A 16,646-nucleotide genomic window follows, 5' to 3' on the forward strand; every position below is an offset into this window, starting at 1 on the left:
AAACCGGCAGGACGCCGGTTTAGCCGCACTGGGCCAGGGAGGGCCCATTGCGGCGGCCCCCCAAATCAATGTCGGAGTACGGGCATGCCGAGCCTCAGCGAGGCACCGAGTGGTGGGGTAAAAGCGTTTTGCTTACTTTTGCGCTGTTCAAAAGTGAGCCGCCGTCAGGCGGAACCCAAATCAGCCGTTATCGCAAAAATGGATATGTACTCCCCCTAATCCAACACCCCAGAGGCCGCCACGCGGGCAAGCCTTGCTCCTACGACAGCCGCGTAGTCGAATCACATTATGGATTAGCCTCCAAAGGCTACTTTTGCAAATGTAGCCTTTAGAGGCTACTTTTAAGCACTACGTCTTTCCTCTAGGCACCTGCATGACGATCAAGGCAGTCCTGACCGGCGATCTGATTCATTCCCAGCACTCCCACGACACCCTGGCGTACATCGAGGGGCTTGCAGCAGTGCTGGCGACCTTGAGCGAGCGCTACGGCGCCAGCGCTGAAACCTTCCGTGGCGATGGCTTTCAACTGGTGCTCGGGCAACCGGCGCTGGCCTTCGACTGTGCGCTGGCCTTGCGGGCCGGGCTGATTGCCGCCAGTCCCAAAGGCGAGCGTTGGGACGCCCGGGTCGCCATCGGCCTCGGAACGGCGCAAGCAGACCAAGGCTACGGCGAAGTCTTTGTGCTTTCCGGGCAAGGCCTGGACAGCATGAAAAAATCGACCCTGGGGGTTTTCAGCAGCGACGGGCAGTTTCTCGAGCGCACAGAACTGGTAACCGAGTTTGTCGGCGCCATCATCGAGCAATGGACCCAGGTGGAGGCCCAGACCTACGGCGTACACCTGACCAGCCAGGGCGATCAATCGAGTACCGCCCACTACCTGGGCAAATCCCGGGTCACGGTCAACAAGGCGTTGCAACGGGCCCAGGCACGATTGCTCGATCGTTACCTGGAACGCACCCACCAGTGGATCGAGGAGTTGCAACATGGCTGAGCCGAGCACCCTGTTGCTGATACTGCTACTGATCCATGTGCTGGCCGACTTCTCCCTGCCGTGGAAACGCTGGTTCAGCGATGCTGCCACCGGCTTACACCGAGCGCGGGCGCTGACGGGCTATGTCGCGGTCGCCGGGCTGGGCTACTTTAGCGCGCTGGCGCTGACTGCCAACCCGCTCCCCTGGGCTGCACTGATCGCGCTGTCGCTGGCCGTGGCGCGAGCGGCGCTGCATGGATTACTACCGCGGCCCGCGCCCCATCCGGTGCGCCGTTTTATCCTGGAGCAGGGACTATGCGTGCTGGCGATCCTCGGGGTCTGGGCCGTGATCGAGGGTGCCGCGCTGCCCTGGCACGCCTGGTTGAGGGGACTGGTGAGCCCGCCAAACCTGTTGATCGCCCTGGCCTACCTGCTGGTGTTGCGCCCCACTTCCAGCTTGATCGGGGCCGCCCTCGCCCCGTGGATCAGGGAAATCGACAAGCTCGGCTCACTGGCCAATGCCGGTGCGCTGATTGGCAATCTGGAGCGGGTGTTGATCCTGACCTTCGTCCTGTTGCAGCAATGGGAGGCCGTGGGTTTCCTGATCACCGCCAAAAGCATCCTGCGCTTCAATGAAATCCAGGGGGCCAAGGTCCGCTCACTGAGCGAATACGTGCTGCTTGGCACCTTGTTGAGTTTCACCATGAGTATCGCCATCGGGCTGGCAGTGACGCGGATCCTGGCACTGTAGCCTCCTGAGGCTACTTTTCGAGATGTAGCCTCAGAAGGCTACACCTGCGCGGCGACTTCCGGCACTGGAGCGGCACTGTACCTTGGGCTAGTCTCAGCGGCGCAGGGGCCACTTCGGCATTAGCACAGCAGGGAGAGCGATCATGGGGGATGCGTCTGAATTCGAGCCATTACAGGTCCATCCGGTGGACCTCAATGAAGACATGCAGCAGGCGATTCTCGACCTGACCAGCGATGGCATCTGGGACTGGAACGCCAACACCGGCTTCGTCTACCGCAACCGTGGCTGGTACGCAATGCTTGGCTACGCCCCCCACGGCCTGGAAAACAGTGTGCTGACCTGGGAAAACCTGATCCACCCGGAAGATTTCCCGCGGGTAATGCAACTGTTCGATGACCATCTACAGCAGCGCTCGCCGCGTTACCTGGCGCAATACCGCTGCCGCATGCAGGACGGCTCCTACACCCGGATCGAAGACCACGGCTATGTAGTCGCGCGCAACGCCGATGGCTCGGTCGCGCGGATGATCGGCGCCCATCGCAGCATTGAAGACAAGCAGCGCCTGGTGGAGCAACTGGAGCAACGCAACAAGTCCCTGGAAGCGATCATCGACGAACGCACCCGCGAGCTGTCGCGAGTCAATCAACAGTTGCAGGTGCAGTTGCAGGAGAACCGCAAGCTGGCGGAGAGCGACAGCCTCACCGGCATCGCCAACCGCTACCGCCTGGAAACCGCCCTGCCCCTGGAATGCGAACGCGCCGAGCGGTTTCGCCAGCCGCTGTCGCTGATCGCCATGGACATCGATGATTTCAAAGTCATCAATGACCATTACGGCCATGCCCTGGGTGATGCAGCGTTGGTGCACGTGGTGGAAACCATCAAGCGCTGCGTGCGCGAAGGCGACTTGCTGGCCCGCTGGGGCGGCGACGAGTTCATCATGCTGATGCCCAATACCCCCGTTACCACCGCCCAGGTCCTGGCCGAAACCATTCGGTTTGAACTGGAAAGCCTGGCCCCCGTGGGCGACTACCAGGTGACCATGAGCTTTGGCGTGGTCGAGCGCTTCGCCGACGAACAGAAGACCGGCCTGCTGGCCCGCGCCGACCAGGCGTTGTACCGCTCGAAGATCGTCGGCAAAAATGTGATCTCCGGATGAGCCGGGCTAGTTCCCGGCCTTCACCAACACCGGTTGCGCCGAATACCGCTGCGGGTACAGCTGTTTGAGCTGCGCCACTTTCGGCAGGTCGTTGATCACAATGTAGGGGTGGTTGGGGTGCTCGGTCAGAAAGTCCTGATGGTAATCCTCCGCCGGGTAAAAACCGCTGTCGCGCTCGATGCTGGTCACAATCGGTGCGCTGAAGGCATGGGCCGCGTCCAGCTGGGCGATGTAGGCCTGGGCGACCTTTTGTTGCCGGGCATCCTCCACGAACAGTGCCGAACGATACTGGGTGCCACGGTCCGGCCCCTGGCGGTTGAGCTCAGTGGGGTTATGGGCCACCGAAAAATAGATCTGCAGCAAGCTGCCGTAGCTGACCTGGGCCGGGTCGAAGGTCACTCGTACCGCTTCGGCGTGGCCGGTATCGCCCTCGCCGACACGTTCGTAGCGGGCTGTTTCGGCCGAGCCCCCGGCGTAGCCGGACACCGCACTGGTCACCCCTTTGACGTGCTGGAACACCCCCTGCACGCCCCAGAAACAACCACCGGCGAACACCGCGATTTCGCTCGCAGTGTTCGGCATTTCGTCGACCACTGGCGCTGCCAGGACGACTGCTTCTTCGCTCGCGCCCAGGGAAAAGCCCAGGCACTGCCCGACCACGCCGGCAAGCGCCAGGCCGAACAAGGTGTGACGCCAGGTCAATCGGCGATTCATGGTAGGTACTCCTGATGGGGAAATTTTGCGGCTGGCGGTGCGGCCACTGACCGAGGTAAAAGCCCGGGGTCAGGCGGCAAAGGTCATGGCCAGGCCGTTCATGCAGTAACGCAGTCCGGTCGGTGCTGGGCCGTCGTCGAACACATGGCCCAGGTGCCCACCACAACGCCGGCAATGCACCTCTTCGCGCAACACGCCGAAACTGCGGTCCTGGCGGGAGGCCACGGCGTTGGGCAGCGGCGCCCAGAAACTGGGCCAGCCGGTGTGGCTGTCGAACTTGCGGCTTGAGGTAAACAGCGCCAGCTCGCAGCCGGCGCAGGCAAAGGTGCCGTCCCGATGCTCGTCGTTCAGTGCACTGCTGTAGGCGCGTTCGGTGCCCTCCTCCCGCAGGATGTGGTACTGCTCGGGGCTCAGCAGGGCGCGCCATTGGGCCTCGCTGTGGCTGACTTCGAAAGTCTCGGCCGCCTGCGCCGCACCGATCAACGCCGGGGGCGCCACCCGCCGGGTCAAGACCCCGGCCACCAGCGCCGCAACACCCAGCCCGCCGCCGGCCAGAAGAAACTGTCGCCGTGAGTACATGGTTCCTCTCCTTCACTGTGTTTTCTGGAACACAGCCTAGGCTTGAGGTGATCGCCAAATCCTCACGCACAGTTAAACAATTCGTGATAACTGAGCGTCGGGAAAAGCCGCACAATGGCCGCACTACGCAACCGGATCGGAGCTTTATGGACCAGCCTAAACGTGTCCTGGTGGTCGAGGACGACAGCCACATCGCCGACCTGATCTGCCTGCACCTGCGCGACGAACACTTCGAGGTGGTGCACAGCGCCGATGGCAACCAGGGCTTGCGCCTGCTCGAACAGGGCAACTGGGACGCGCTGGTCCTCGACCTGATGCTGCCCGGTGTCGACGGCCTGGAAATCTGCCGCCGCGCCCGCGCCATGGCGCGCTACACGCCGATCATCATCACCAGTGCACGCTCCAGCGAAATGCACCGCATCCTCGGCCTGGAACTGGGTGCCGACGACTACCTGGCCAAGCCGTTTTCCATGCTCGAACTGGTGGCCCGGGTCAAGGCCCTGCTACGCCGGGTCGATGCCATGGCGCGCAATCTGAAGATGGACGCCGGCAGCCTCAGCAGCGACAGCCTATTCATCGACCCGATCACCCGCGAAGTGACACTGCACGGCAAACGCCTGGACCTGACGCCACGCGAGTTCGACCTGCTGTATTTCTTTGCCCGCCAACCGGGCAAAGTGTTCTCGCGCATGGACCTGCTCAATGCGGTATGGGGCTACAGCCACGAAGGCTACGAACACACGGTCAATACCCACATCAACCGCCTGCGCGCCAAGATCGAGGCCGATCCGGCGCAGCCGGTGCGCATTCTCACGGTCTGGGGCCGCGGCTATAAATTCGCCAGCGCGCAGGAGCCGACATGAGGCTGACCCTGAGCCAACGCCTGTCGCTGGTGTTCGCCTTGCTCCTGCTGATCTGCAGTGGCAGCTCGGTGTGGATGCAGGTGCGCGCCAACCAGATGCACGAGCTGGAGGTGGTGCAAGGCTTGTCCCGCGACCTGGCGCAGCACATCGCCCGCGACACTCAGTTGATGGATGCCAACGGCCTGAAACCCGAAGCCCTACGTGGCCTGTTCAGCCAACTGATGCTGGTCAACCCGAGTGTCGAGGTGTACCTGCTGGACAACCAGGGCCGGGTGATCGGCGATGCCGCGCCCGAGGGCCATCTGCGCCGCGAACAGGTTGACCTGGCGCCATTGCGACGCTTGCTCAACGACGAGACCCTGCCGATTCTCGGCGACGACCCGCGCAGCCTCGACGGGCGCAAGGTATTCAGCGCCGCGCCGCTCAAGGTCAACGGCCAGCAGGCCGGTTATTTGTATGTGGTGCTGCTCAGCGAAGAACGTGATCGCTTGGCCGCGCGCGGCGCCACCAGTGCGGCGCTGAACACGGCGCTATGGTCGATTGGCCTGGTGGCGTTGCTGTGCCTGATTGCCGGCCTGACTGCGTTCACCCTGATCACCCGGCCCCTGCGGCGCCTGACCGACAACGTGAAGGGCTTCGACATCGACGGCATCCCCACCACGGCGCCCGCCCCCGCCCCTGTGGAGCCGCCCACCAGCCAGGACGAAATTGCCGTACTCGCTGCCGCGTTCCGGCAGATGCAGAACCGCCTGGGCGAACAATGGCGCTCCCTGACCCGCCAGGACCAGGAGCGCCGTGAGCTGGTGGCGAACATTTCCCACGACCTGCGCACGCCTTTGGCTTCGTTGCATGGCTACCTGGAAACCCTGTCGCTCAAGGACGCCAGCCTGACCCCGGACGAACGCCGGCGTTACCTGGGCATCGCCCTGGACCAGAGCCGCAAGGTCGGTGGCTTGGCGCAATCGCTGCTGGAACTGGTGCGCCTGGAGCACGGTTTTGTCCAGCCGGTGCTGGAGCGTTTTTCCCTGACCGACCTGGTGCAGGACATTTTCCAGAAATTCGAGCTGAACGCCGAGGCCCGGCATGTGCAACTCAAGGCCAGTTTTGCGCCGAGCGTGTCGGGGGTGTGCGCCGACCTCGGGTTGATCGAACGGGTGCTGACCAACCTGTTCGACAACGCCCTGCGCTATACCCCAGTCGGCGGGGTGGTCGAGATCCGCCTGGAGCCTCAGGGCAAATTCGTCGAAATCACCGTCAGCGACAGCGGCCCGGGGATCGCCGCCGAACTGCGCGAAGGGTTGTTCCTGCGTCCGTTCAACATTGGCGGCGCACGGCGCGATGGTGGCTTGGGCTTGCGGATTGTGCAGCGGATCCTCGAACTGCATGGGCGCCAGGTACGACTGCTGGATGTCCCGGGCCAGGGCGCGACCCTGTGCTTCTCCCTGGCGGTGGACGAAGCAACGGCCACGGCCCTGGCAGTGCGCTCGATGAACCTCAATACACCGGGACAAGCCTGACGGACCAGAGGCGACTGCATCGCCAGCCCTGTAGGAGCGAGCTTGCTCGCGATGGCGGTATGTCAGGCGCCATGGATACTGAATGTGCCGGCCTCATCGCGGGCAAGCCCGCTCCCACAATGGATTTGTGGTGCCCACAGATCCCGCATACACACCACAAACCCTGTGGGAGCGAGCTTGCTCGCGATGGTGGTGTGTCAGGCGCCATGGATATTGAATGAGCCGGCCTCATCGCGGGCAAGCCCGCTCCCACAATGGATTTGTGGTGCCCACAGATCCCGCATACACGCCACCAACCCTGTGGGAGCGAGCTTGCTCGCGATGGTGATGTGTCAGGCGCCATGGATATTGAATGTGGCGGCCTCATCGCGGGCAAGCCCGCTCCCACAATGGATTTTTGGTGCCCACAGACTCTGCATACATACCCTAAAACCTGTGGGAGCGAGCTTGCTCGCGATGGCGGTGTGTCAGGCGCCATGGATATTGAATGTGGCGGCCTCATCGCGGGCAAGCCCGCTCCCACGATGGTTTTGTGGTGCCCACAGATACCTGCAGTCAGTCGCGGTAGCCGGGCGCCACTCGGTCGAGCAGGCGCAGCAGGGCTTTCCAGGCCAGGTCCAGGGCGTCCGGATCACTCAGTTCGCCTGCGGCCAAGGGGCGCTGCGGCTGGTTGAACTGGCGTTCGGTGTGTTCGCAGACCGCTGTCGGAGGCAGCACCAGGTCACCGCAGGCTTGGGCGGCCAACTGAATGTCGCAGGCCTTTTCCAGGTAGTACATGCGCAGGAACGCCTGGGCCACGCTGCTGCCGACAGTCAACAGACCGTGGTTGCGCAGCATCAGCACGGGCTTGTCGCCCATGTCCGCCACCAGCCGCGCTTGCTCGGCCAGGTCCAGGGCGATGCCTTCGTAATCGTGATAGGCAACACGGCCATAGAACTCCATGGACATCTGATTCACCGGCAACAAGCCGCAGGCCAGCGCCGCCACCGCGCAGCCGGCCCGGGTGTGGGTGTGCAGCACGCACTGGGCGTCCTCGCGGGCCGCGTGCAGGGCGCTGTGGATCACGAAGCCGGCCGGATTGACCGGGTAGGGACTGTCCTCCACCGCACGTCCGTCGAGCCCGATCTTGACCAGGTTCGAGGCGCTGATTTCGTCGAACATCAACCCATAAGGGTTGATCAGGAAATGATGTTCAGGCCCCGGCAGGCGCACCGAGATGTGAGTGAAGATCAGGTCGGTCATGCGAAAGTGCGCGATCAAGCGGTAGCAGGCCGCCAACTCCTCACGCAATTGCTGTTCGGTCGGGTTGATCACTGGCACTGCTCCAAGCCCTCGACCAGCGCGTCCCAGCCGCTGAAGCCGCGGCGGCCGATGAACACCAGGCGCGAGCCCGTGGCCTGGGCCTCGTCGGTGGCGGCAAGGAACTGGCTACGGGTGCCGACGTGTTGCAGCCAGTGCGCCTTGGTGCCCTGATCCAGCAGCACCAGGCCCTTGACCCGAAACACATCGCGGGGCAACGCCTGCAACCAGCCGCGCAGGCGCTCGACGTTCAAGGGCGTTGGGCTCTGCCAGAGAAAGCTGCTGAACATTTCACCGTGGTCGTCACTGGCAACCAGGGTCAAGGGTTTGAGCGCGCGCGTCTGCAGGTCCAGGTCCGAATCCAGCCACAGCGCGTCGGGCAGCTGCGCCTGGACGCTTTCGTGGATCCGGGTCCGCAGGCCCAGTGCGTTACGCAAGGCTTGCAGTTGGACGGCGTCCACCAGGTCGGTCTTGTTCAACAGCAGCAGGTCGGCCGCCGCCACTTGCGCCCGGGCCAGGCGGGCGTACTCGCCGTCGAGCTGCAGATGACCGGTGGCATCGACCACGGTGATCACCATGTCCAGTTGCATCTGGCTGCGCAGTTGCGGGTAGGCCAGGGTCTGCACGATGCGCTGTGGATCGGATACCCCGCTGCACTCGATGACGATGCGCTCCAGCCGTGGCTGCAATTGCGCAAGGCTGCTCAACTGCGCCAGCAGGTCTTCCTGCACCGTGCAGCAGATGCAGCCGTTCTGCAGGCTGTACACCGCATCGGTGACCTCGGAAACGATCGCCGCATCGATGTTCAGCTCACCAAAATCATTGACGATCACCGCCAACCGACTGCCTTCGGCGCGGCGCACCATGCGGTTGAGCAAGGTGGTCTTGCCGGCCCCGAGAAACCCCGAGACCACGGTTACCGCGATGCGCTGAGGGTTCATTGGGCCTTGCCCTCCAGCACCGGTGGTTCACCTGTCCACACGGCCTTGAGGCCGGCGTCGGCCAGTGCGCCGTTGCGGTCATAGACCAGTTGCCCGTCGACGAAGGTCAACAGCACCTGGGTCTGGTGAATGTAATTGCGCGCCGGCTGGGCAAACAGGTCGCGATCGATGACGATCAAGTCCGCCGATTTGCCGACTTCCAGGCTGCCGGTCGACTGCTCCAGGCCCATGGCCACGGCACCGTTGAGGGTGATCACGTTCAGCGCCTGCTCGAGGCTGATCGGATCGCCGAAGCAGGACGGATCGTCGTTCCACGGGTTTTGCCGGGTGACCATGGTTTCCAGCGCCAGCCACGGGTCGATGGACGCCACCGGCCAGTCGGTGCCCATCACCGCAGTGCCGCCGGCTTCGAGCACGCCCTTGAAATCGTAGATGCGCTTGAGCCGCTCCTGGCCGTAGCCCGAACGTGCGCCGCTGGCGAATGGCGTCGGGTACCAGGCCGCCGGGGAGAATTCGGCGATCACGTTGAGTTCCTTGAAGCGCGGCAGGTTGCCAGGGTGCAGCAAGGTGCTGTGGGCGCACTGGTGGCGCACACCGCTGAAGCCGTTGCGCCGCCGGGCCTCGGCGACGGCATCGAGGAACACATCGGAAGCGCCGTCACCGGTGCAGTGGGCGATGACGCGGATGCCGCGGCTGTCCATGTCCACCACCATGTCGGTGATGTGCTCGGGGGTCAGGTTGAGCTTGCCGCGCCAGCTCGACTCTTCTGGCCAGGGGGTCAGCAGGTACGAGGACTTCGGCTCCACGGTGCCGTCGAAGTGGAATTTCACCGCGTTGGCGCTCAGGCGCGCGCTGCGGTAGTAGTGACGCTCACCACTGAGCAGCTCCCAGCGGCGACGCACCGGGAAGATGTCGTCCTGCCAACTGATGGCGGCTTCAATGCGCACCGTCAGTTCGCCGCTGTCGTCCAGCTCTTTCAGCGCCTGCAGGCGTTGCTCGCAGACGTGTACGTATTTGCTCGCGGTGACGCCACGCGAGCTCTGGAAATGCACCCCATCACGGTAGGCGCGGCGCAGCACGCTGACCGGGGTCGGCGGCATGGCGGCGTGGATCATCGCATAGGCACCGTCGATCATCAGGCCGTTGGGTTCGCCACTCAGCTCGTCGCGCTCCAGGTAGCCATTGCGCGGGTCGGCGGTGTGGCGGTCGATGCCCGCCAGTTCCAGGGCCTTGGAGTTGACCATCATGGTGCCCCACATGCGATCGAGCAGGGCCACCGGGCGGTCCGGCATGACGCTGTCGAGCCACGCCCGGCCCGGGGTCAGGCCGGCTTCGCGGAAGGTGTAACGCACCCAGTACTGCCCGTAGATCCAACCGTCGCCGGGGTGGGCCTCGGCATAGGCCAGGATGCTCGCGCGCAACTGTTCCGGGGTCGGGTCTTCGATGCCGACATCCAGGTCGTCGCTGTAGCGCGGGGCCAGGGCCAGGTCAGGGTGGGTGTGCATGTCGTGCAGGCCCGGCATGCAGAAGGCGCCCTGCAGGTCATGCACCAGGGTGTTCGGGCCCTTGAACCCTTGCAGCTCGGCCAGGCTGGCAACCCCCACCAACTTGCCGCCGCGAATGGCCACGGCCTCAGCCCAGGGCTGCGCAGGGTTCTGGGTATAGATGCGACCGTTGCCAAGGATCAGGTCGGCATAGGTCCCTTGCGCAGAATGGGTAGAGGAAAAGTTGTCGGACTCAGCCATGCAAGCCACCTTCGAGTTCAGTGCGGGTGAAGGGTCTTCCGCGCACGTTTGGCTTCGGTGACCCTGACGAATGGCACTAGTATTGTTGAATCAACCAATACAACAATCGATTTTTTTTGGCTTAATCGTTCGATTTACGTCACCATACGATTCAACACTCAGCTCCCTTAAAGACAGGATTCTTTATGCGCTTTCCTTCGATGACAGCCCTGCGGGCTCTGGATGCGGTGGCCCGGCTGGGCAGCGTGTCGGTCGCCGCCCGCGAACTGAACCTGACCCGCAGCGCCATCAGCCACCAGATCAGCAAGCTGGAAGAGTGCGTGGGGTTTGCCCTGACCGAGCGCATCGGCCGCGGGATCGGCCTGACCTACCAGGGCGAGCGTTATGCCCGCGAAGTGCATGGGATTTTGTTGAACCTGCTCGACGCCGGCCAGCCGGTTGACGACCAGGAAGTCTCGGGACGGCTGTGTGTCAGCTGCGCGCCGGGGTTCGCCACTTACTGGCTGTGCCACCACATTGGCGCGTTCCTGCGCCAGTACCCGCAGGTGCAGTTGCAGCTGATCTCCCCCAAGTCGCCGGACGACACCCACAACACCAACGTCGACCTGTTTATCGCCTACGGCATTGGCGACTGGCCAGAAATGCACGTCGAGGAAATCGTCGCGCTACGCTTTTTCCCGGTGTGCAGCCCGCGCCTGATCAACGCCTTGAGCGGCCTGAAGAACCCGCAGGAACTCAGCGCCTACCCGCTGCTGCACATGACCGACTACTCGGACTGGCGCGTCTGGCTGACCGCCGCCGGTGCCTCGGGTGTCAATGCCATGAGCGGAATCCTGTTCTCCGACGCCCACTGCGCGCAGTCGGCGTGCATTGCCGGCCAGGGCATCGCCATCGGCGACAACCTGATCAGCGGCGACGCGCTGTCCAAGGGACTGTTGGTGCGCCCATTCGACATCACCATCGACCTGCACCGCGGCTACTACCTGGCAACCGACCCGCAAAAAGCCGAGCGGCGGGTGGTCCAGGCCTTTAGCAGTTGGGTCAAGACTCAGTTGCAGTCCTCGCACCAGACCTGGCAAGACACCCTCTGACGTGGCGGCAAACTCCGCTCTTTCATAGGGCGGAGTCATCGGGTAATTGAGTAATTTTACTAACCAATACCCACAAAATAATTCCATTGATGTAGCGATACTTTTAACAATAATAAACCCAAAGCCCATTTCGGATTTGCATCCGTCCTCGTACGTCTTATGGGCAATAAAAAGAGGAACTCCATCGTGTCCAGCGGTTCAGCGATTCAGCTCAGCGCACAAGGTATCAGCCAGTATTACGGTCGCTTCGCAGCGCTGGATAACGTCGACCTGGACGTTCGCCAAGGCGAGTTCCTGACGTTGCTGGGACCTTCCGGTTCGGGCAAGACCACCTTGCTGATGATCCTCGCGGGCTTCCTCAGCCCGACGTCCGGAAAATTGATGGAACAGGGCGTCGACATCATCAAGCGCTCGGCGGAAAAACGTAACTACGGCATGGTGTTCCAGGGGTATGCGCTGTTCCCGCACATGACGGTGGCGGACAACGTGGCCTACCCGCTGCGCATCCGCAAAGTCGCCGCCGAAGAACGCCAGCGTCGGGTCAAACACATTCTCGAGGTGGTCGGTCTCGGCGCACACATGCACAAGAAGCCCGCCGAAATGTCCGGCGGCCAGCAACAGCGCGTGGCGATTGCCCGGGCGCTGGTGTTCGAACCGGACCTGCTGCTGCTCGACGAGCCCCTGTCGGCACTCGACAAGAACCTGCGCGAACAGCTGCAGACCGAACTGCAACGCATCCACCGCCAGGTCGGCACCAGCTTCGTGTTCGTCACCCACGACCAGAACGAAGCCCTGGCGCTGTCATCGCGCATCGCGATTTTCAACCACGGCAAGCTGACTCAGGTCGACACTCCGGAAAACATCTACAACCGCCCCGAGAGCCGGTTTGTCGCCGAGTTCCTTGGCAAGATGAACCTGTTCCCGCTGCTGGACCTGACCCGCAACGGCCCGACCGCCAGCGGCCGCTGTGGCGACAACCTGCTGCACGCCCAGGCCCCCGCGCCCCTGAGCAAACAGCCGAGCGTGCTGGCGGTGCGTCCCGAACACATGGACCTGCACAGCGAACGCCCGAACCGCGACGGCTACAACGTGATCCCGGCGCAACTCACCGACAAGGTCTACCAGGGTTCCAGCACTCACCTGTCGCTGACGGTCGGGGGCGACGCCCTGCCGATCAACCTCTCGGTTCCCGGTAATCATCCGGGAGCCCTGATGCCCAGCGGCGCCCCGGTGTGGCTGAGCTGGCCGGTCCAGCAAAGCTTCCTGCTGCAAGCCTGACCCCTGAATTACGTGCGTCACAAAGCTCTCTCCTAACGACAACAATAGGCCCTTGTCCCAACGGACACCCGCCATCTGAGGACTTGCCCATGAGCCAGGATCATCAACGCGACTGTATTGAAGTGCTTATCGAAAAGGCCCGTGGCGGGCAGATCAACCGACGCACCTTCATCCAGGCCATGGGCCTGTTGGCGGCAGTGCCCCTGGCGCTGCGCAGCGGTATCAGTTGGTCGGCCGACAAGCCGCTGGTGGTGGTCAACTGGGGCGGCGACGCACTGACCGCCTTCCGCTCGGCCTGGACCGACACCTTCACCAAGAACACCGGAATCCAGGTGCGCATCGACGGCGCCGGCCCCACCGAGGGCGCGATCCGCTCGCAACTGGCCAGCGGTCAGCCCAGCTGGGACGTAGTCGACGTCGAGAGCTACAGCGCAATCGTCCTGGGCAAGGAAAAGATCCTGCAGCCGCTGGACTACAACGTGATCAAGCGTGACCAGGTGGCGCCGGTACTGGCCTCCGACCACGGGATCGCCAGCTACCAGTTCAGCTACGTGATGGCCTGGGACAGCGAGAAGTTCGGCGATAACGGGCCGAAAACCTGGGCCGATTTCTGGGACGTGAAGAAATTCCCTGGCAAACGCACCCTCTATAAGTGGATGAACGGCATGCTCGAAGCGGCGCTGCTGGCCGACGGCGTACCGGCCGATCAGCTCTACCCGCTGGACGTGGTGCGCGCGCTGAACAAGATCGACGAGATCAAGCCCCACGTGCTGTCGTTCTGGAGTTCGGGCGCCGAAAGCCAGCAACTGATGGTCGATGGCGAAGTCTCGGTGGGCGCTATCTGGCACACCCGCGCCAAGCTGCTCAGCGAAGACACCGAAGGCCGCGTGCGCTGGAGCTTCGACAACGGCTTCATCAACTCCAGCAGTTGGGCCGTGCTGTCGGGCAACCCGGCGGGCAGCCAGCCGGCGATGCAGTTCATCCAGCATGCCCTGCAACCGCAAGGCCAGCTCAAGCTCTTCGAACTGCTGGGTAACGGGCCGTCCAACAGCGCGACCGAGAAGCTGATGTCGGCCGAACAACTGCAAGCCAACTGCGCGTCAGAAGAGAACCTGAAAAAACAGATCGCGCTCAACGCCCAGTGGTACGCCGATAACTACTCCAACGCCCTGGAGCAGTACCTCACGCGGCTGTCCAAGTGAGCCATTGACCATGACCTTGACCCTGAGCAAACCCAAGCCGCGGTTCAGTTCGCCGGCGCTGGAACGCAGCTTGCTGCTGTTCCCCCTGCCAGTGTTGCTGCTGATCTTCTACGTGCTGCCGTTTATCGGCGTGGTCGGCTGGAGTTTCTCGTTGCCGACACCGGGCCTGGACCAGTACGAACGCATCGCCACCGACCCGGCCATCCACGACATGCTCTGGCGCACCCTGCGCCTGTGCCTGACCGTCAGCGTCCTGGCCCTGGTGATCGGTTACCTGCTGGCTTACTGCTGGGTGTTCAGCCCGCCGTTCTGGCAGCGGGTGGTGGAGATCTGCATCTTCATCCCGTTTTGGATCTCGGTGCTGGTGCGGGCGTTTGGCTGGTTGATCGCCCTGCGCAGCAACGGAGTGCTCAACAATGGGCTGATGGGTATGGGCCTGATCGATCAACCGCTGCAACTGAGCCGCAACGAAATCGGGGTGGTGATCGGCATGCTCCACGTGATGATTCCGTATGCGGTGTTCCCGCTGCTGTCGAGCATGCGCCAGCTGGACCAGCGCATCCTCATGGCCTCCCGCGGCCTGGGCGCCGGGCCACTGCGCACCTTCTGGCAAGTGTTGCTGCCCCAGACCCTACCGGGAGTGCTGGGTGCCCTCATCATGGTCTTCGTGTTCTGCCTGGGCTTCTTCATTACCCCGGTACTGCTGGGTGGCGGGCAGACGGTGATGATCGCCGAGTACGTGTTCCTGCAAATGTTCCAGACCAGTAACTGGGGCCTGGGAGCTGCCTTGAGCGTGGTGCTGCTGTTGTTGGTCAGCGCATTGATCTGGGTCCTGCTGAAAATGACCCGTGTGAACCGCCTGGTAGGCTGAGGTTATCTATGAACACCCATCGTACAAGCCTGAGTACCCGCCTGCTGGCCGTGACCGCCATGGCGTTCATGCTGTTCCCGCTGCTGACGGTGATACCGGTGTCGTTCACCAGCAAGCGCTTCCTGTCGATGCCCGAGGGCAACTGGTCGCTGCGCCATTACGAGGCGCTGGTGAGCAACCCGGACTGGTTCCATGCCATCAGCCAGAGCCTGACCATTGCCTTTGCCACCAGTATCATCGCGACCCTGCTGGCGGCCAGCTTCAGCCTCGGCATCTGGTACATGCGCTCGAAACTGGCCACCGCGCTGATCGGCCTGGTGCTGTTGCCCATGGCGATCCCGCCGGTGATTTCGGCGCTGGTGCTGTACTTCATGGAAACCAAGCTCGGCCGCTTCGCCCCGGGCATGGGCTACGACACCCTGACCGGGGTGGTGATCGCCCACGTGATCATGGTGGTGCCGTACGGGGTGGTGACCATGCTCGTGGCCCTCAGCCAGATCGACCGCCGGATTGAACTGGCGTCGCGCAACCTCGGCGCCAGCCTGATGCAGACCACCTTCATGGTGATCCTGCCGAACCTCAAACTGGGCTTGGCATCCACCGCCCTGCTCGGCTTTGCCCTGTCATGGGAAGAAGTGGCGGTGACCCTGTTCATCACCAGCGTCAACGTCGACACCCTGCCCAAACGCATCTGGAGCGGCTTGCGCGACAACGTCGACCCAAGCGTGGCCGCCATCTCGGTGCTGCTGATCAGCCTGACCCTATTGGTGCTGATTGGACGCCTGGTGGTCCAGCACCTGGTCGACAAACGAGCGCAAAGGCTTCAACACCCGTGACAACACCGCCCCGGTCCAATAGATTAGGCGGCCTGAAAAGGCCGTCGTGCTTTCTCGCCTCAATTCAAGTTTAAAGAAGTAGTGAAATTTCAATGCCAGATTCCAATACCGCTGAATCCGTAGTCACCTTGTCGTCCAAAGCGGAATACGAAAACTCCATCAATCTTTCACAACACGTGCCCCAGGCCAAAACCATCAGCGAGATGGTCCTGGACGCCTTCCACACTTCCAAGGAAAGCGACCAGATTCGCGAGCTGCGCACGGCCATCCGCCAGGCCCACGACCGCTTCGACGACGACCAGGCGTACGAACTGATGGGCCAGCTCAAGCAACTCAAGGACGCCGAGGCCGCCGACATCGCCGCCCTCGAAGACCTGAGCAGCAAGTTCCCGATCAGCCGCATCCTGTCCAGCTTCAAGGACGACCCAAGCTTCCAGGAGCTGGTCTACGGCTTGGCCCTGAAAGTCCTCAACCAGACCCACCAGGCCATCAGCAACCCAAGCGGCAGCAAGGGCAAGGCCGCCCGCGCGAAGAAAGAAGTCGAAGTGTTCAGCATCAGCAAGGACGGCCTCACCGTGACCCTGCCCCTGCGCACCCCACGCTCGAAACCCAGCGTCGATCGCCAAGCCTATGAATTCCTCGGCTTCACCTTCGTCGGCGAAGGCGACGAACTGGAACTGGAAAACGAAACCTTCCTCGACGCCAGCGGCACCGAACAACCGGCCACCCGCAAAGCCATCATCACCGCCCTGCAACAGCAGACCGCGTTTGCCGGCTACAGCATCGCGGCCCAGTAATCGCCGAGCAAAACCAGCCCAACAAAAAGCCCCGCA

The 16,646-nt window shown here is 62.9% G+C and carries 16 protein-coding genes; 11 read left to right on the forward strand and 5 right to left on the reverse strand.

From position 1 onward, the window contains the following. Positions 1-373 precede the first annotated feature (373 nt). From ACIOVD_RS13770 to ACIOVD_RS13780, 3 genes are all read left to right on the forward strand, one after another. Entirely contained in the window at positions 374-991 is a 618-nt protein-coding gene (locus ACIOVD_RS13770) for a hypothetical protein (protein WP_401128349.1), read from the forward strand. Next, positions 984-1,721, forward strand: coding sequence for a DUF3307 domain-containing protein (locus ACIOVD_RS13775; protein WP_095168898.1), 738 nt, complete (start codon positions 984-986; stop codon positions 1,719-1,721). The genes ACIOVD_RS13770 and ACIOVD_RS13775 overlap by 8 nt, the downstream gene beginning before the upstream one ends. Positions 1,722-1,863: 142 nt before the next feature. Continuing rightward, positions 1,864-2,877 carry a diguanylate cyclase domain-containing protein gene (locus ACIOVD_RS13780; RefSeq protein WP_401128352.1) on the forward strand — a complete coding sequence of 338 codons (1,014 nt, stop codon included), beginning with the start codon at positions 1,864-1,866 and terminating at the stop codon, positions 2,875-2,877. A gap of 6 nt (positions 2,878-2,883) precedes the next feature. Here ACIOVD_RS13780 and msrA read toward each other — a convergent pair whose 3' ends face one another. Both msrA and msrB read right to left on the reverse strand, forming a co-directional pair. Next, positions 2,884-3,591 (reverse strand): peptide-methionine (S)-S-oxide reductase MsrA, encoded by a 708-nt coding sequence (gene msrA / locus ACIOVD_RS13785; protein WP_401128355.1) that lies wholly within the window; start codon positions 3,589-3,591, stop codon positions 2,884-2,886. A gap of 69 nt (positions 3,592-3,660) precedes the next feature. Beyond that, positions 3,661-4,170, reverse strand: coding sequence for a peptide-methionine (R)-S-oxide reductase MsrB (gene msrB, locus ACIOVD_RS13790; RefSeq protein WP_320332977.1), 510 nt, complete (start codon positions 4,168-4,170; stop codon positions 3,661-3,663). Between the two features lie 146 nt (positions 4,171-4,316). On the opposite strand from msrB, the gene ACIOVD_RS13795 reads away from it, so the two are divergent. Together ACIOVD_RS13795 and ACIOVD_RS13800 are read left to right on the forward strand one after the other, a co-directional pair. Further along, positions 4,317-5,033: a response regulator transcription factor gene (locus ACIOVD_RS13795; protein ID WP_401128359.1), complete on the forward strand. Its 717-nt coding sequence runs from the start codon at positions 4,317-4,319 to the stop codon at positions 5,031-5,033. After that, a complete protein-coding gene (locus ACIOVD_RS13800; RefSeq protein ID WP_401128362.1) occupies positions 5,030-6,550 on the forward strand; it encodes an ATP-binding protein in 1,521 nt (506 codons plus the stop codon). Before ACIOVD_RS13795 ends, ACIOVD_RS13800 begins: the two co-directional genes overlap by 4 nt. Positions 6,551-7,105: 555 nt before the next feature. Here ACIOVD_RS13800 and ACIOVD_RS13805 read toward each other — a convergent pair. From ACIOVD_RS13805 to ACIOVD_RS13815, 3 genes are read right to left on the reverse strand one after another with little or no spacing between them, the layout of a single operon-like run. Continuing rightward, complete coding sequence (locus ACIOVD_RS13805; protein WP_159998916.1) at positions 7,106-7,861, reverse strand: class II aldolase/adducin family protein; 756 nt, start codon at positions 7,859-7,861, stop codon at positions 7,106-7,108. Beyond that, positions 7,861-8,790: a CobW family GTP-binding protein gene (locus tag ACIOVD_RS13810; RefSeq protein WP_401128365.1), complete on the reverse strand. Its 930-nt coding sequence runs from the start codon at positions 8,788-8,790 to the stop codon at positions 7,861-7,863. Before ACIOVD_RS13810 ends, ACIOVD_RS13805 begins: the two co-directional genes overlap by 1 nt. Further along, entirely contained in the window at positions 8,787-10,535 is a 1,749-nt protein-coding gene (locus tag ACIOVD_RS13815) for an amidohydrolase (RefSeq protein ID WP_159997859.1), read from the reverse strand. The genes ACIOVD_RS13810 and ACIOVD_RS13815 overlap by 4 nt, the downstream gene beginning before the upstream one ends. A gap of 185 nt (positions 10,536-10,720) precedes the next feature. Here ACIOVD_RS13815 and ACIOVD_RS13820 point away from each other — a divergent pair, with 185 nt between their 5' ends. The 6 genes from ACIOVD_RS13820 to ACIOVD_RS13845 all read left to right on the forward strand — a co-directional run bounded on the left by ACIOVD_RS13820 (position 10,721) and on the right by ACIOVD_RS13845 (position 16,610). Further along, positions 10,721-11,626, forward strand: a complete 906-nt coding sequence (locus ACIOVD_RS13820) for a LysR substrate-binding domain-containing protein (RefSeq protein ID WP_095168906.1) — start codon at positions 10,721-10,723, stop codon at positions 11,624-11,626. Between the two features lie 186 nt (positions 11,627-11,812). Next, positions 11,813-12,904 (forward strand): ABC transporter ATP-binding protein, encoded by a 1,092-nt coding sequence (locus ACIOVD_RS13825; protein ID WP_095168907.1) that lies wholly within the window; start codon positions 11,813-11,815, stop codon positions 12,902-12,904. An 89-nt stretch (positions 12,905-12,993) separates the two neighbouring features. After that, the gene (locus ACIOVD_RS13830) at positions 12,994-14,106 is read left to right on the forward strand and encodes an ABC transporter substrate-binding protein (protein ID WP_095168908.1); all 1,113 of its coding nucleotides are present in this window, start codon (positions 12,994-12,996) and stop codon (positions 14,104-14,106) included. Positions 14,107-14,116: 10 nt separating this feature from the next. Further along, the gene (locus ACIOVD_RS13835; RefSeq protein WP_401128369.1) at positions 14,117-14,977 is read left to right on the forward strand and encodes an ABC transporter permease; all 861 of its coding nucleotides are present in this window, start codon (positions 14,117-14,119) and stop codon (positions 14,975-14,977) included. A gap of 8 nt (positions 14,978-14,985) precedes the next feature. Next, complete coding sequence (locus ACIOVD_RS13840; RefSeq protein WP_159997861.1) at positions 14,986-15,813, forward strand: ABC transporter permease; 828 nt, start codon at positions 14,986-14,988, stop codon at positions 15,811-15,813. 92 nt (positions 15,814-15,905) lie between these two features. Beyond that, positions 15,906-16,610: a hypothetical protein gene (locus ACIOVD_RS13845; RefSeq protein ID WP_095168911.1), complete on the forward strand. Its 705-nt coding sequence runs from the start codon at positions 15,906-15,908 to the stop codon at positions 16,608-16,610. Positions 16,611-16,646: the final 36 nt, after the last annotated feature.

Source organism: Pseudomonas sp. NPDC087626 (genome assembly GCF_044743405.1).
Taxonomy (GTDB): domain Bacteria; phylum Pseudomonadota; class Gammaproteobacteria; order Pseudomonadales; family Pseudomonadaceae; genus Aquipseudomonas.

Coding starts and splice junctions, on each gene's coding strand:
- ACIOVD_RS13820 (WP_095168906.1), top strand. CDS start 10,721: ATGCGCTTTCCTTCGATGACAGCCCTGCGGGCTCTGGATGCGGTGGCC.
- ACIOVD_RS13780 (WP_401128352.1), top strand. CDS start 1,864: ATGGGGGATGCGTCTGAATTCGAGCCATTACAGGTCCATCCGGTGGAC.
- ACIOVD_RS13830 (WP_095168908.1), top strand. CDS start 12,994: ATGAGCCAGGATCATCAACGCGACTGTATTGAAGTGCTTATCGAAAAG.
- ACIOVD_RS13795 (WP_401128359.1), top strand. CDS start 4,317: ATGGACCAGCCTAAACGTGTCCTGGTGGTCGAGGACGACAGCCACATC.
- ACIOVD_RS13835 (WP_401128369.1), top strand. CDS start 14,117: ATGACCTTGACCCTGAGCAAACCCAAGCCGCGGTTCAGTTCGCCGGCG.
- msrB (WP_320332977.1), bottom strand. CDS start 4,170: ATGTACTCACGGCGACAGTTTCTTCTGGCCGGCGGCGGGCTGGGTGTT.
- ACIOVD_RS13810 (WP_401128365.1), bottom strand. CDS start 8,790: ATGAACCCTCAGCGCATCGCGGTAACCGTGGTCTCGGGGTTTCTCGGG.
- ACIOVD_RS13845 (WP_095168911.1), top strand. CDS start 15,906: ATGCCAGATTCCAATACCGCTGAATCCGTAGTCACCTTGTCGTCCAAA.
- ACIOVD_RS13775 (WP_095168898.1), top strand. CDS start 984: ATGGCTGAGCCGAGCACCCTGTTGCTGATACTGCTACTGATCCATGTG.
- ACIOVD_RS13815 (WP_159997859.1), bottom strand. CDS start 10,535: ATGGCTGAGTCCGACAACTTTTCCTCTACCCATTCTGCGCAAGGGACC.
- msrA (WP_401128355.1), bottom strand. CDS start 3,591: ATGAATCGCCGATTGACCTGGCGTCACACCTTGTTCGGCCTGGCGCTT.
- ACIOVD_RS13840 (WP_159997861.1), top strand. CDS start 14,986: ATGAACACCCATCGTACAAGCCTGAGTACCCGCCTGCTGGCCGTGACC.
- ACIOVD_RS13770 (WP_401128349.1), top strand. CDS start 374: ATGACGATCAAGGCAGTCCTGACCGGCGATCTGATTCATTCCCAGCAC.
- ACIOVD_RS13800 (WP_401128362.1), top strand. CDS start 5,030: ATGAGGCTGACCCTGAGCCAACGCCTGTCGCTGGTGTTCGCCTTGCTC.